Origin of the sequence: Nostoc sp. ATCC 53789 (genome assembly GCF_009873495.1) — a bacterium.
GTDB classification, from domain to species: domain Bacteria; phylum Cyanobacteriota; class Cyanobacteriia; order Cyanobacteriales; family Nostocaceae; genus Nostoc; species Nostoc muscorum_A.
This window is the reverse complement of the sequence record NZ_CP046703.1, coordinates 6,382,461-6,396,377: the sequence shown is the minus strand read 5'-3', so window position 1 is coordinate 6,396,377 and position 13,917 is coordinate 6,382,461. Positions and strand designations below refer to the sequence as shown.

Annotated in this window: 13 protein-coding genes, 3 tRNA genes and 1 pseudogene; 7 read left to right on the top strand and 10 right to left on the bottom strand. The window is 40.0% G+C overall.

Annotated features, from left to right (window positions below):
* Positions 1 to 101: 101 nt before the first annotated feature.
* From GJB62_RS26455 to GJB62_RS26435, 5 genes and pseudogenes are all read right to left on the bottom strand, one after another.
* A pseudogene (locus GJB62_RS26455) lies at positions 102 to 610 on the bottom strand (zinc ribbon domain-containing protein).
* Between the two features lie 233 nt (positions 611 to 843).
* A tRNA-Thr gene (locus GJB62_RS26450) sits at positions 844 to 915 on the bottom strand.
* Positions 916 to 1,001: 86 nt separating this feature from the next.
* Positions 1,002 to 1,087 (bottom strand) — tRNA-Tyr (locus GJB62_RS26445).
* A 123-nt stretch (positions 1,088 to 1,210) separates the two neighbouring features.
* Positions 1,211 to 2,185: a quinolinate synthase NadA gene (gene nadA, locus GJB62_RS26440; RefSeq protein WP_114084787.1), complete on the bottom strand. Its 975-nt coding sequence runs from the start codon at positions 2,183 to 2,185 to the stop codon at positions 1,211 to 1,213.
* 14 nt (positions 2,186 to 2,199) lie between these two features.
* A complete protein-coding gene (locus GJB62_RS26435; protein WP_159402586.1) occupies positions 2,200 to 2,355 on the bottom strand; it encodes a hypothetical protein in 156 nt (51 codons plus the stop codon).
* On the opposite strand from GJB62_RS26435, the gene GJB62_RS26430 reads away from it, so the two are divergent.
* Together GJB62_RS26430 and GJB62_RS26425 are read left to right on the top strand one after the other, a co-directional pair.
* Positions 2,335 to 3,255, top strand: a complete 921-nt coding sequence (locus GJB62_RS26430; protein ID WP_114084788.1) for a TIGR04168 family protein — start codon at positions 2,335 to 2,337, stop codon at positions 3,253 to 3,255. The genes GJB62_RS26435 and GJB62_RS26430 overlap by 21 nt on opposite strands.
* A gap of 131 nt (positions 3,256 to 3,386) precedes the next feature.
* A tRNA-Ser gene (locus GJB62_RS26425) sits at positions 3,387 to 3,471 on the top strand.
* Positions 3,472 to 3,516: 45 nt separating this feature from the next.
* On the opposite strand, the gene GJB62_RS26420 is transcribed toward GJB62_RS26425, so the two are convergent.
* Complete coding sequence (locus GJB62_RS26420) at positions 3,517 to 3,870, bottom strand: four helix bundle protein (protein WP_114084789.1); 354 nt, start codon at positions 3,868 to 3,870, stop codon at positions 3,517 to 3,519.
* Positions 3,871 to 3,938: 68 nt separating this feature from the next.
* Entirely contained in the window at positions 3,939 to 6,299 is a 2,361-nt protein-coding gene (locus GJB62_RS26415; RefSeq protein WP_114084790.1) for an NACHT domain-containing NTPase, read from the bottom strand.
* Positions 6,300 to 6,459: 160 nt separating this feature from the next.
* Here GJB62_RS26415 and GJB62_RS26410 point away from each other — a divergent pair, with 160 nt between their 5' ends.
* The 3 genes from GJB62_RS26410 (at position 6,460) to GJB62_RS26400 (ending at position 7,751) form a co-directional block, all read left to right on the top strand.
* Complete coding sequence (locus GJB62_RS26410) at positions 6,460 to 6,675, top strand: hypothetical protein (RefSeq protein WP_114084791.1); 216 nt, start codon at positions 6,460 to 6,462, stop codon at positions 6,673 to 6,675.
* Between the two features lie 7 nt (positions 6,676 to 6,682).
* The gene (locus tag GJB62_RS26405) at positions 6,683 to 7,066 is read left to right on the top strand and encodes a hypothetical protein (RefSeq protein ID WP_245246015.1); all 384 of its coding nucleotides are present in this window, start codon (positions 6,683 to 6,685) and stop codon (positions 7,064 to 7,066) included.
* A 238-nt stretch (positions 7,067 to 7,304) separates the two neighbouring features.
* Positions 7,305 to 7,751 carry a thioesterase family protein gene (locus GJB62_RS26400; protein WP_114084793.1) on the top strand — a complete coding sequence of 149 codons (447 nt, stop codon included), beginning with the start codon at positions 7,305 to 7,307 and terminating at the stop codon, positions 7,749 to 7,751.
* Here the strand turns inward: GJB62_RS26400 and GJB62_RS26395 are convergent.
* Genes GJB62_RS26395 through menA form a run of 3 tightly spaced genes read right to left on the bottom strand, consistent with a single transcriptional unit; the run spans position 7,744 to position 11,132 of the window.
* The gene (locus GJB62_RS26395) at positions 7,744 to 9,198 is read right to left on the bottom strand and encodes a 2-succinylbenzoate--CoA ligase (protein ID WP_114084794.1); all 1,455 of its coding nucleotides are present in this window, start codon (positions 9,196 to 9,198) and stop codon (positions 7,744 to 7,746) included. The genes GJB62_RS26400 and GJB62_RS26395 overlap by 8 nt on opposite strands.
* Positions 9,183 to 10,184, bottom strand: coding sequence for an o-succinylbenzoate synthase (locus tag GJB62_RS26390; RefSeq protein ID WP_114084795.1), 1,002 nt, complete (start codon positions 10,182 to 10,184; stop codon positions 9,183 to 9,185). The genes GJB62_RS26395 and GJB62_RS26390 overlap by 16 nt, the downstream gene beginning before the upstream one ends.
* Before the next feature lie 51 nt (positions 10,185 to 10,235).
* On the bottom strand, positions 10,236 to 11,132 hold the full coding sequence (gene menA / locus GJB62_RS26385) for a 2-carboxy-1,4-naphthoquinone phytyltransferase (RefSeq protein WP_114084796.1): 897 nt from the start codon (positions 11,130 to 11,132) through the stop codon (positions 10,236 to 10,238).
* Positions 11,133 to 11,438: 306 nt separating this feature from the next.
* Here menA and GJB62_RS26380 point away from each other — a divergent pair, with 306 nt between their 5' ends.
* Both GJB62_RS26380 and GJB62_RS26375 read left to right on the top strand, forming a co-directional pair.
* On the top strand, positions 11,439 to 12,854 hold the full coding sequence (locus GJB62_RS26380; protein WP_114084797.1) for an isochorismate synthase: 1,416 nt from the start codon (positions 11,439 to 11,441) through the stop codon (positions 12,852 to 12,854).
* An 84-nt stretch (positions 12,855 to 12,938) separates the two neighbouring features.
* Positions 12,939 to 13,736: a class I SAM-dependent methyltransferase gene (locus GJB62_RS26375; RefSeq protein WP_245246014.1), complete on the top strand. Its 798-nt coding sequence runs from the start codon at positions 12,939 to 12,941 to the stop codon at positions 13,734 to 13,736.
* Positions 13,737 to 13,917: the final 181 nt, after the last annotated feature.

The following is a 13,917-nucleotide window of genomic DNA, read 5'->3' as shown; positions in this document are numbered from 1 at the left end:
ACAAACAAAATCCGTGAACAGTGACACACTCCGCACACTGAAATTGGTACTCCAATTTCAGTGTGGGCTTCTCAACCAATCCGGCTATTGCTTAGGAGGCGTTAAGCTTTAAGAATCGCATGTCCGTCGGCTCTATTTTTTATATTTACTGCCGCGTTATGGTCACGATTAAGACTGCACCCACACAGACACAAATGCCATCTTCCATGCAGCTTTTTAGAAACTTTTACCCCACAACTGGAACAATCTTGTGACGTACCCGATGGATTGACTGCAATTACCAACATTCACGAGATTTAAACCGAGGTCATCTACTTCGTTTTCCGTTGCTATCACCTTTTAAAAAACGGTCAAACGTCACTTTCACTCGCTTAACTATATCCTGTAGCACCTGCGAGTAAATTTCACCGTACCAAGGATGAGTTTTTTTGAGATTTAGTAGCGTTTTATTTTGTGAATAATAGTCTGGTTTGTCCCGCAATTCTGGTATATGGCAGATAAGAGGACAGGCATTAATTGATGAACGATTGCGCTCATACCAATCAAATCTATCAGCCAACAAGAAATTATATTGAGCGCATAACATAGACAGCCATCTGTCTATCTCAATGGCTTGTTTTGTTGTTGGTCGTAGCTTGTAGTCGAAATGTTTCGATAGCCTGGGAAATATTTCGATTTACCCACGCCAGCAAGGGAATCTAAGGACACCTAGAAGTTTTACAGGTCTACCCCTAAGTTAAAGATTTGAGATATATCTAGCAAACCCTCATTAGACTGTCCTATGCTTAAGACACGTTTAGGACAATCTAGTGTGTTTTAGGACTGCTAAGTATCTCTGGAAAAAGCCCGTGACGAGGATTGAACTCGTGACCTCACCCTTACCAAGGGTGTGCTCTACCACTGAGCCACACGGGCGAAACATAATTCCGATTTTTCAGCTAGAAGTTAAATGCTGGGAGTTTTGATGCTTACCCAGACATTATAACTTATAACTTCGTAAGTGGTGGGCCGGGCTGGATTTGAACCAGCGTAGGCGCTAGCCAACGGATTTACAGTCCGTCTCCATTAACCACTCGGACACCGACCCGATTTGTCTCACGATTTAAAATCTTAGCACCACCTTTTATAATTAGCAAGTGGTTAGAAAAAATAACTTGTGGGTAGAGATCGCAACAAAACTGCGTCTCTACCTTATGGATAAAAATACTGGTTACACGCTCATCTCCAGCATTCGTTGCATTGGTCGCAGTGCAGCAAGGCGAATATCCTCTGACATGGTAATTTCGGGAGTGCGATTTTTCATTGCCCAGTAAAGCTTTTCTAGGGTGTTTAATCGCATAAACGGACATTCGTTACAAGCACAGTTATTCATCGGTGGTGCAGGAATGAAGTGCTTGTCAGGAGCTAGTTTTTGCATTTGGTGAATGATTCCCGGTTCCGTAGCAACGATAAATTCTTTGGTGGGGCTGCTTTGACAATACTTGAGTAAAGCGGCTGTGGAGCCAATAAAGCTGGCGTGGCGCAATACACTACTTTCACATTCTGGGTGTGCGATCGCCTCTGCTTCGGGATGGGCTATTTTTAACTGGACAATTTTCTTTTCCGAAAAGGTTTCATGGACAACACAGCTACCTTGCCATAGCACCAAATCTCGTCCAGTTTGTTCCATCACATACCGACCCAAATTTCGATCTGGGGCAAAAATAATCGGCTGTTCTTTCGGTATCTGCTGCACAATTTTCACAGCGTTGGAACTGGTGCAAATAATATCACTCATCGCCTTGATATCAGCAGAGCAGTTGATATAAGACACCACTAGATGATTTGGATGCGCTGCTTTAAAAGCTGCAAACGCCTCTGGTGGACAACTGTCTGCTAAAGAACAACCAGCATCCAAATCTGGTAAAAGTACTAATTTATCGGGATTAAGTATCTTTGCTGTTTCTGCCATGAAGTGAACACCAGCAAAGACAATTACATCCGCATTGGTTTTTTCGGCGGCTCTTGCTAGTTGTAATGAATCCCCAATAAAGTCTGCAATATCCTGAATATCTGGCTCTTGATAATAATGCGCCAGGATAACGGCGTTGAGTTCTTTTTTGAGACTCTGAATCGCGGCAAACAAATCTAGTGGTAGTTCACCCAGTTGGGTGTTTTTTCGTTGAGCTAGTGCAGTGGTAAACACAGTTTAGGGGTGCTTTATGTTGCAAATGTATGTCCTGTGGATTCAATTATAGTAGTTTTTACCAAAAATAGTGGACGGTTGATATTTTCGGGTTGTGTCCAAATCGGGCTGAGTTTCATATCCTGGAGATAGACGGCAAGGAAAGTGGCATGACCAGTCAGAAAACTCAATCGATAAACCTCAAAATTGCTGTAGTTGGAGATATTCACGACCAATGGGAAGTGGAAGATGGCGTTGCACTCAAGCATTTGGGTGTTGACTTAGTGCTGTTTGTCGGGGATTTTGGCAATGAATCGGTGGAAGTGGTCAGAGCGATCGCATCCCTCGATATTCCCAAAGCAGCCGTGATGGGCAACCACGATGCCTGGTACACCGCCACCGAATGGGGACGTAAAAAGGCTCCTTATGACCGCTCTAAGGAAGACTGGGTACAGGAACAACTCGATTTATTAGGTTCGTCCCATGTCGGTTACGGTAAGCTGGATTTTCCCGCTTGGAATTTAACTGTAGTGGGGGGTCGTCCCTTTACTTGGGGTGGCCCAGAGTGGAAATTCGCGGAAATCTGTAAAGAACGTTACGGTGTGACGAGTTTAGAAGAATCCGCCGATCGCATCTTCAAAGCAGTTAAAAGCGCCGCTTACGAGACAATTATATTTTTGGGTCACAATGGGCCTAGTGGGTTAGGCGATCGCCCCGAAGATCCCTGCGGCAAAGACTGGCATCCAATTGGCGGCGACTTTGGCGATCCAGATTTGGGCGAGGCGATTTCTCAAGCCTTGACTGCTGGTAAAACCATTCCTCTGGTGACATTTGGTCACATGCACCGAGATTTACGCCATACCAAGAAGGTGCAGCGCAAACCCATCTTTAGAAGTCCAGAGGGGACAATTTACTTAAATGCGGCTAGTGTCCCCAGGATTGTGGAAAATGACGGCGAGAAGTTGCGTAACTTTTCCATTGTCACCCTAGAGGCGGGTGTGGTTTCGCAAGTTTCCCTAGTTTGGGTGGGGAATGACTTTCAGGTGGCTAAGGGGGAAATTTTGTACGAGCGATCGCGTATTGTGTCGTAGACATTCGCCTCCAGTAGTGCAATCTGCGTAGATAATAGGGTATAGTATTATCTGTCAAGTTTAGTGCTAACCAAAAAAAGCGCCTGAATAGCGTCTGAAACAAGGAGCGGCACAAGTTTGACAGATTTACTGGAGAGGTGGCAGAGTGGTCGATTGCGTCCGACTTGAAATCGGATGAGGCTAAAACCTCCGGGAGTTCGAATCTCCCCCTCTCCGTTTAGGAATTAAAAATTGAAAATTAAAAATTAAAAATTGAAGAGGTTAAGTAGAGGTTTTGGTGGAGATAATTATGGCACCAAGAATTTTTGTTAGTTCTTCGGCTTCGGTTTGGAGTTGACTAATTTTTGATTGAGGTACTATTTCGGCAGCAATGAGCAATCTTAACCAATACCGAGTTTCACGGGATTCTTTTAGTGCAATCATGAGCTTGCTGATAAAATCAGCTTTGCTTTGAGCAGCTTGCGCTTCTTCTACATTAGCTCCAATCGATGTTCCTGACCTTAATAACTGTTGAGAAAGGGTTCGTGCTACTCCTGGTTTGTCATCTAAAAACTGGCACAATTTGACTATGCGAACTGAAAAAGTAAAAGTGCGATCGCAAATATCTTTTTTCACAGGTAAATTTAACTATATTTTGGATCATTTATCTGCTTTTAGCTGTCTTAACAACTTCTACTAATTGTTTAATTTTCATTTGGTAACAGCAAAGTATTTTCAATTTCTTGCCTAACTTCCCAGCTTACATAACATTCACTATTTAGGCACTCTAGTAGCAACTTATTGGCATATAAATACTGTTGTAAGAGTGTTTGTTGGGCTTCATTTATCTGCCAGTCATGTCCAATATTGCAATGCTCAATCATGACGGTTCTAAGCTGTTCATTCCACTCTTGACCATCAGTTTTCCACCAGTGTTCAAATGCTTCGCTGTCGTTTTGTGAAGGTGGCAATTGGCTTTTCAGGTTTTCAAGCAAAATTTGTAACTCAGGACGTGGGTCATTTTCTAGATCAAAATCAAGATTTGAATCAAAGTGATTAGGAAAGAGAGTATTTGAGCTTCGTCTATCTACTCGAATTTTTTTTTCTTCAAAAAAGACAACAATTTCAAAACTCAAGGCTGGAGTAACTATCGCGATAATCGTTGGCTCGCAGGCTTTATAAAAGTCGCTGTCTGAAGTACCAGTAAGAGCCAGATCGAAGGCTAGAATACGAGGAAGCTCCGTAAAATCTGAACGCTTACTCAGAATAAGACTATTTATCAAACTTAAATAGATACCTCTAACTTCTGCTAGCTGATATGGCACTGTAGCTAAAGAAGATTTTTTAGCTACCCACCTCATCAAATTTTGTAATTGTTCATCCGTACTGATTAGTCCATCAATTTCAGACTTTATTAAGTGCATCAAATTATCGGCATTTCGCATCATCCCTGCTGTGAGCAAAAAAACTTCCCGCCAGCGTTTCTCTATCAGATGCTTAACCAAAGTTTTATAGGCAGAGTTAGCTACTATTTCTCTTGCAGCAAAATACTCGTGGAACGTCAGGTGAGAAAAAGAATAGATGCCTTTTGCTCGTTCTACTAGTAGCCCATGCTGTGCTTCAATAGATTTTAAAACGGCTTCACTATCGAGTTTCAAGACTTCTGGATCTGTATCAGCATCACGTAAGTTACGGATAAAATCAGCAATGTATATTTCGGTCGTTTTTTGTTTAAAGAAATAGTTTTTCTGCTCAAAGGTAGTTAAGCCTATTTGACTCAGCAAGTCTTCCTTACGCTGCAAAGACAGGTTTTTATACACCTGCTCTCTCTCAATGTTGCGTTTGGCATCCCATTTTTTCAGTAATACATCTAATCCTTCTTGATAAAGTTCAGAACGGTTTGCTGGGAAATCTCCACTATCTCCAAACACCAAACACAATAATGTCAGCAGTAAAGGACTACTTGCTAGTTCTTGGATTGGTTTATTCTCCTTTAGTTTTTGAATGAATCTTTGACTTTTAACTGGATCAGTCAACTCGAACCAATTTTGAGCAAAAATTGCTATTTGTTTTTCATCAAAATCTGCCATTTCTACTTCTGTGAAACTTTGATAGGTGTATTCTTTGGCAGCAATCCGACAGGTAATTACAAACTGATTGGTATGAAACAGGTCAGAAAATTCCCGAATTTGTCGTAAAACACGCTTGGTGTCTTCCTCTCGTACTTCATCTAACCCATCCAGCAATATGAATGCTTTACCCTGTTTCAACAGTTTCTCTACTGCTGTACTGGCATGAGTTACCCCACAGCTTGATAATAGTTGAACAATAAATTTCAAAATATCTGGTTTTTTAGCTGCTTCTGCAAAATCTTTTAATGTGATAAACAAGGGAACTCTGTTTGCTTGAAATCTCCCTTCAATACACTGCATTGCTAGATATTTTAAAAAAGTGGTTTTTCCTGCTCCTGGTTTACCTAAAACCATCAATTTACTATGACGCTGTACAACCTCTAATCCTGAGACTCGTTTCTGTTTTACTCCGCTAAGTCCAAGCCGCTCAAAGTTATCATGCTCACAGCTTTGCATTAGTTCCGTAACTTTTAATCGTCTTCGTCCTGTTATTGCCTCCAGAATATTAACATTTGTGTAAATACCTTGTTTTCCTGTTAACTCAATTGGCTTAGGCATATCTAATACCCGCATAGTTCCGCACTTTTCTTTGATGTAGGGTTTGATTTGTTTGCGGATTTCTTGCACTAAGGTATCAATACAATCATCTAGGTGATCTGTAGTTAAATCGCCAGAGGGTTTTTGCTGTGAGTATCTTTTGCTCAGATACTCCCGTAAGCGGCTTTCTTTAACAGGGCCATTACAAGTGATGCAAAATTTTTTGTAAATACCTGTAAGACAAGTACCGAGGTTACTTTCAGAAATATTTAACTCTTGAGCTACGTTAACTCGACTCTTACTAAGACCAAATATTTCCAGAAAGACTTCTTTCTCTCGGTGCGACAATTCACTGTATTGCTCCAGCTGCTTAAGAAAGTCCTCTGGTATAGACATTGACCACTCCCACAATTACTTATAAGCCAGTGTAGCCAAAGTTTTTATCAAAATGTGGAGTTAAATCAGTGTCAGTCAGGCTAAGTCAAGGTAAGTCAGATAAATAACTACAAAAGAAAATTGCGACATTGAACTCAGTCAAGCTACTGAGGCAATCGCAATGCTAGAAACACTAATTCCTTTGGTTGTAAATAAGTCTGTTGAAGTTGTTGTTGGAATACTGTTGGAAAAGTTCTGTAAATGGGTACTAAGTGATGCAAATATCAAAAATGCTAACAACTTTCTGAAAATGCAGATTTTTGTACTTTATCTTGATTGGGTTTTACGAAAAACATCAATCAAAGCTCTGTCAGAGGAATCAGAAGAGAAGGATTAAGAAAGAGGTGGGTAGTAGAGATAATAAAGCGATCGCACCCACAAACCAAAGGCGATCGCCCCTAACCTGTCCCCCTAGTGCGATCGTGCTACCATTACCAATAAATTCGGGAGGTCAATCAATGGCTACCATTCATGCGCTCAATATACCTGATGAGTTATACGAACAACTCCAACACTTAGCTAAAGCTGAAAATAACTCAATTGATGCTCAAGTTATTACAATCTTGCAGAACGCTTTGCAGGCAAAAACACAGCCAACGGAAAAAGAAAGGCGAAAAAATGTCCCAAAACTCCTAGAGGAAATTAGTCGCCGTCGCCGCCGCTTGAATCCAGCAGACTTTGGATTACCTGATAGTACTGAATTAATTCGAGAAGACCGCGATAGATGAGCAATCCTCGTTTCCTCGTTATAATGACTTTGAGGTTCCGCCGTTGGAGTCAATGTAGAAGCGATCGCCTTTCCTCACCATATATTTAACCCCAAGGCATTGAATGAGGCTAAACAAATCGATACAAATTCAGAATTGGGGAAATTAAATTTTTATCACTGACTTATCTTAGTTGCAATAAAATTAGTTTGTAAAGCAGGAAATAAACCTGCTGTTTTTTAATATTCAATTGTCAAAAATGCCTTTTACTTATAACCGCACGGTTCGCTTTCAAGATACTGATGCTGCTGGAGTAGTTTATTTTGCTAATGTTTTGGGTATTTGCCATGAAGCTTATGAAGAATCTTTAGAAGCATCAAGTATTAATTTCAAAGATTTTTTTACTAATCCTTCTGTAGCTTTTCCCATTGTTCATGCTAGTGTCGATTTTTTGCGCCCTATGTTTGGTGGGGACAAGTTACTGATTAGTTTAATACCCCAAAAAATAGGTGTTGAGAAGTTTGAAATTACTTATGAAATTGCTGTGGCTGAGGTGGTAGTTGCTAAGGCTATTACTCGTCATGTTTGTATTGATGTGAGTAGTAGAAGTAAGCAGGAATTACCTGATGAGATAGTTCAGTGGTTGGAGACGAACCGCAGAGACGCAGAGGACGCAGAGAGAAGAAGGTCGAGAGAGATTATGTGATGGAATTTTGGAGGAATTCTGTGGCTATTTGTTGTAATTTTTGGCGGTTAATTTTACCTTGAGAGTTACGGGGTAAGTTTTGCTGGGGAATCCAATATTTAGGGATTTTAAATTTGCTGAGTTTGTCTTTGAGTAGGGTTTGGATTTTTAAGGCAGAGGTATCTGATTTTTTGGGAATGTAAATTGCTGTTAAAGCTTGTCCCCAGTGTTTATCTGGAATACCAATGACACAGATATCACTAACCATTTGAGTAGCTTGTATAGCTGATTCAATCTCTGTTGGGTAAATATTTTCCCCACCTGTAATAATTTTATCGCTGTTACGTCCGACTATATTTAAATGTCCTTGTTCGTCTAAAAAACCTAAATCATCTACTTGGAAATCAGTTTGATTTTCTCTAATTTTAGGATAGTAACCAAGGGCTAAAGATTGAGCATGAATGGTGATATTTCCGATTTGATTGGAATTTAAAATCTCGCCTTGCTGATTGCGAATAGTTACTTTTGCATGGGGAAGAATCTGACCACTACTAATTTTACCTCTCAGAAAATCATCCGGTTTGAGGGTAGCAATTTGAGAGGCGGTTTCTGTCATGCCATAGGTAGGTGCTAATCGGATGCGGTGAAATCTGGATTTTTCTAGTAGTTCGTTCCATGCTGGCGCACCTCCCAAAAGTACACTATTAAATTGAGATAGCCATTCAGTTAATTCTGGATTTTGCAAGAGGCGTTGTAACTGTGTTGGTACTAAAGATATGAAAAATTCTGATTGTTTAATATTTAATATTTGACCGGATTCTACGGCTTTAAATGGTTGAATAGCTAGTTTACCTGCGGTGGTGAAAGAACGCATAAATTGCATTAAACCGCTAACGTGATATAGCGGTAACACACAAAATGAATTGACTTGTTTGATTTGAAAGTATTCTGTAAATCCTTGTACCGATGAGATGAGAGTTTCCCAAGTGTGGATGGCAAATTTAATTTGTCCTGATGAACCACCTGTGGGAATCAGAATCAGTGCTGAGTGCTGAGTGCTGTTAGCGGTAGCGGGGCGTTCAGCCCGTGCTGAGTGAGAGAGTAAAAAATGGGGAGAGACGCGATTAATCGTGTCTTTACTTAGGAGTAGGGGAGTGGGAGAGTCGAGTAGTTCTCCCCAAATGATGTCTGGCTCTACTAAATGAAAGACTTGTTGCCATTCTTGTGTTCCCCAGTCGGGGTTACAAAGAAAAACTGGACAATTAGCTGCACAAGCAGCAATAAAACTTGCTAAAAATCGCAATGGTTCGCGTTCGGCTAAGATAATTTTTGGTGGTGTTCCACACGCTGATAGTGGTATTAGTTCTAAATATAATTCTTGAGCTATTTGATTAAATTGACGGTTGTCATAACCGATAAGCCAATCATCCTGAAACAGATTGTTAAGACAGTCTAAAGGTCGTTCCATAAAGTTTGCAACCACGTTTCTTCTTGTTCAAAAAAATGGTCGATGCCAAAACCAACTGCTCTGTTGTTTCGGGATAATTCGGCTGCTAGCTGGAGTGCTGCAAGTCTAGCGATCGCAGTTTCAAATACTGACGAAAATACAGTATCAATTTGATGCTGGTGGCAAAACTTTCTCAGACGAGATGGCGATCCAATTATCCCAGGCTTTATGACAAAAATCCCTCGCCAACCTTGTTGATGACAGGCGGCGAGTTGCCTAAGTGTGGCGACAGATTCATCTAAAGCGATCGCAGTCTCATAACTCATACTCAATTCCAACATCCCCTGAAATTGTTCAACGGGTAGCGGTTGTTCGATAAATTCAATTTCTATGGGTAGTTCTGCATTTGCCTTGAGATTGTCGCAAGTCCACAGCCATAAGTTAGCTTCTTCATAGCTGAGTCCACCGTTGGCATCTAATCGCAGTTTCGTAGAGGCTGGTAAGGTGTGTATGAGTGACTCAAAAATTTTTAGTTCATCAGCGATCGCATACACACCAATTTTCCACTTAAATGTGCGATATCCTTGCTGCCACAACGTTTCCCATTGATTTAAAGCCGCTTCCCCTGCTACTAGCAAGGCGCTGTACAAGAAGAGTGAGGATTTAGGAGTTATAAAATTATCTCCCCCACTCCCCACTCCCCACTCCCCACTGCCCCACCCTTGCGCTGACTCAAAGCCAAATTGACAAGCAGGTAACTCATCTGGGATAGAGAAAATTATCTCGTCTGTAATTTCTCGTGGGAGTTGGCGACAAAAATCTAAGGCTTGTTCTAAGGTTTCGGAACCAAACCAGCTAATGGGGGCAATTTCTCCCCAGCCGAGTTTACCTGATTCATCGGTGAGACGGAGGATAATACCTTCACGAATATCCCACTTACCATGATTGGTGGTAAGCGATCGCAAAAATCTTCGCTGATATGGACGAAATTGAAACCTGTAAGTCATTAGTCATTAGTCATTAGTGATTTTCCCTTTGTTTCAATGCCCCATGCCCAACTAAAGAATAAATCCCAGTCCGAACAGCAAGCAAGCCCAAAAATGCACGGCTACAGCGATAAATTTACAGTTACTAACTTTGTCTGGCTGGTTGTGATTTTCTTGAACATGGCGGCATAATTTGACAGCAAAGGGTAAACTTACCCAACTTAGCAATGTCCAAGCTGGAGAAATTCCCAATAGCACAAATAGCAAGGTGAGGGGATAAATGCTTGCAGTAAACCAAACTAGGACTTGGGCCCCTTTTTGGGTTCCGAGACGGACGATAGGCGATCGCTTACCTGCGGCTATGTCATCCTTAACTTGGTGAAAATGTGAGCAAAACAAAATTAAGGTTGTGGCAATCCCAACAATCACTGAAACTGCTAAACTTGTCATTGACCAAGTTTGCGTTTGGCTGTAGTAGGCTGCCTCCACTGCTAAGGGGCCAAAGGCAAAAAAGCAAAGAATCTCGCCTAAACCCTGATATCCTAAGCGAAAGGGAGGCCCTTGGTACATATATCCCAAACCACAGCATAGTAGAATGATGGCGATGACAGTTAGGTCTTGTTGCCAAAAAGCGATCGCTAGTATGCCCAGCAACCCCAAACCTAAACACAAATTTCCTATCCAAAATATTAATGGCTTATTGCTAGTTAAATTCACTAGAGAATGGTGCTTATTTTGATCGATACCTGTTTCGGAATCAAAGACATCATTACTGATATTTTCCCAGGCAAGAATTAAAATTGCCGCAGCTACAAAAGTAGAAAATACTGCACCATTGAACATTTTAGTTTCAGCAAATGCGACTGCTGTTCCTACCCAAATGGGCATAATAGCAACGCTGTACATGGGCGGTTTAATCGCTGCCATCCATAACTTCGTGTTGGGATATAAAATTTGCTTGGTAGTCATCAGTTGTGATTAATTAAATTACCGGAATATTACTCACACTTTAGATTTTATGATTTAAAGAGACGCTAGAGATGAGTGATATACAAACAATTGTCACTTTTACTATGGGTTGTTAGCCTTGTGTTGTTAACACTCACTCTCACATTGCAGTCTTAGGCTGAAACTGTCTTATCATGGTCTAGGAACACCATAAACAAAGCAAATCCTACGCTGGTGAAATGGCAACTTAATATGTTACCTGTAAAAATACGACCACGATTAATTACACTTTAGGAAGTTAACTTAAAAAAAATTTACTATAGATCCATGACAGTTTCACCATGTCGTAGCAACTTGTTTGTAGAGCGCAAAGATTTATATCAATTTCTGCTATCAGTCCAAGAAAAGTGCCTCCAAAATAATGGCAAGCAAATTGTCAGTATCTCTCAAGAGATCGATTTAGTTGATCCTTTACTTGTATTGGATAAACTTACACAAGCAAATGAAATAAATTTTTACTTTGAGGACAGAGCTAAAGGAGAAGCGATCGCAGCAATTGATTCTGTAGCAAAATTACAGATTGATGGTGCAGATCGTTTTACTCAAGCCGAATATTTTATCAAATCTTGTCTAAAAAATATAATTAATTTTGGTAACGCTAATCAACCTTTTTCTGGGCCTCACTTTTTTTCTTATTTCAGCTTTTTTGATAAAAACGCCCAAGTGGATTATCCATTTCCATCTGCTACCATTTTTCTTCCACGTTGGCAAGTAGCTGTGAAAAATCAGCGTTGTATATTAGTAACAAATATAATTATTAATGAAAATGCAAATATTCAAAGGTTGTTGGAGAATCTGCAAAATAAAATTGAATTTATCCAATCTTTAGAATATTACTCTGCTAATATTGATTGCTTCCCAGCAACCTTATATAAGAAATCTGTCACGAATGCTACTCAATTTAAACGTTCAGTAGTATCTGCTTTAGAAAAAATTCGGTCTAGTCATTTAAGCAAAATTGTATTAGCAGATATATTAGATGTAAAGTCAAGCAACCACTTTAGCCTAGTTAAATCGTTAAATAATCTTAGACAAAATCATCCCAATTGTTATATTTTTTCGACAAGTAATGGAAAAGGACAAAATTTTATTGGTGCAAGTCCAGAAAGATTAATTAGTATTAATAATCAACAGTTAATAACTGATGCTTTAGCTGGTTCTGCACCACGAGGTAAAACCCCTGCTGAAGATGCAGCTAATGCCAATCGCTTACTAAATAGTGAAAAAGAAAAGCATGAACATTCACTAGTACTTAATTTTATAACTCAACGTCTATCTGAGCTAGGTTTATCACCTCAGATATTAGCACCACGGCTACGACAATTATCTAACATCCAGCATTTATGGACACCTATAAGTGCGATAGTTCCTACTAACATCCACCCATTAAAGATTGTCGGACAATTGCATCCTACACCAGCCGTTGCGGGTGCAGCCCAAGATGTAGCTTGTGCCGAAATTCGTCGTTACGAAAGCTTTGAGAGGGGTTTATATGCTGCACCTTTAGGTTGGATAGATTCTCAGGGGAACTGTGAGTTTATTGTGGGAATTCGTTCAGCATTAATTAATGGCGATCGCGCGAGATTGTATGCTGGTGCTGGTATCGTCGCTGGCTCCGATCCTGACAAGGAGTTTGCAGAGGTGCAACTTAAGCTTCAGGCGTTACTCAAAGCATTAGTTTAAAGTTAATTCTTTAGTAGTTTACCTAGAAAAGGCTATAAGCAACAGTGTACTAGACAGCAACTTAGTAGATAATATGAAAATATTGTGGTTTTTTACGGAACCCTATCAACTATAAATGCTAAGGAAATAAGTAAAATGTTAGATATAAAGCTTTCTAAAAGTAGCGAAGAAGAACTTTTCCCGCCTCAAGAGTTTTTTAACGAGCAGTGGAAACTTTACCAAAAAATACTCGATAACAATTACATGGGACACCGTGAAATTTACTCTACACTACGCGAGTTGCTCCTTGGACACTTCCAACAACCCTTTAAAATGCTTGATTTGGGATGCGGCGATGCTAGCTTTACTTCCCAAGCTTTGTTAAATAGCACGATTACTTCCTACCAAGGGATAGACTTATCTATACCTGCGCTAGAGATTGCTAAGGATAACATGGCAAAAATTCAATGCGACACAACCTTTACCCAAGGAAATATTTCCCAATTTGTTCCTGAATTGATGTCAAGTCAGCAAAATAGCTTCGATGTAATTTTAAGCTCTTTTGTTCTCCATCATTTAAGCCTTGAAGAAAAGGACTCGATTATTGGTCAGCTTAAGCATCTCCTCACATCTAACGGTGTTTTTATTCTCATTGATGTTGTTCGTAAAGAAGGAGAAGATCGAGAAACATATCTTAGATGTTACTTAGATAATGTACAAAAAGACTGGTCTTTAATTACTCCCCAAGAGTATTTAATGTTATCAAATCATATTTCTTCAAGTGATTTTCCTGAAACTCAAAAAACTTTTGATGAGATTTCACAAAAATACAATTTTACTCACTTTGATTGCCTGTATAACAATCCACTTGATGCTACACAATTGTTGTGTTTTTACCGATAATCATGAAAAATTAGTGGAATTATTTATAACGCTTCTCAGTTGAGTGCAATATAGACCTAACAAGAACAGCCCCTTCCCTACAAGGGAAGGGGAGTAAAATTCAAAGCCTCTCTCCTTTTAGGAGAGAGGTGAAAGTGTATTGCTTCCATTCGAGAACCGCTATATATAGAAAGCCTCTTTC

Bases quoted from the DNA above. Each gene is read 5' to 3' on its own strand.
- GJB62_RS26410 (WP_114084791.1), top strand. From the start codon at position 6,460: ATGCTAGAAACACTAATTCCTTTGGTTGTAAATAAGTCTGTTGAAGTT.
- GJB62_RS26400 (WP_114084793.1), top strand. From the start codon at position 7,305: ATGCCTTTTACTTATAACCGCACGGTTCGCTTTCAAGATACTGATGCT.
- GJB62_RS26430 (WP_114084788.1), top strand. From the start codon at position 2,335: ATGACCAGTCAGAAAACTCAATCGATAAACCTCAAAATTGCTGTAGTT.
- GJB62_RS26415 (WP_114084790.1), bottom strand. From the start codon at position 6,299: ATGTCTATACCAGAGGACTTTCTTAAGCAGCTGGAGCAATACAGTGAA.
- GJB62_RS26395 (WP_114084794.1), bottom strand. From the start codon at position 9,198: ATGGAACGACCTTTAGACTGTCTTAACAATCTGTTTCAGGATGATTGG.
- GJB62_RS26390 (WP_114084795.1), bottom strand. From the start codon at position 10,184: ATGACTTACAGGTTTCAATTTCGTCCATATCAGCGAAGATTTTTGCGA.
- menA (WP_114084796.1), bottom strand. From the start codon at position 11,132: ATGACTACCAAGCAAATTTTATATCCCAACACGAAGTTATGGATGGCA.
- GJB62_RS26380 (WP_114084797.1), top strand. From the start codon at position 11,439: ATGACAGTTTCACCATGTCGTAGCAACTTGTTTGTAGAGCGCAAAGAT.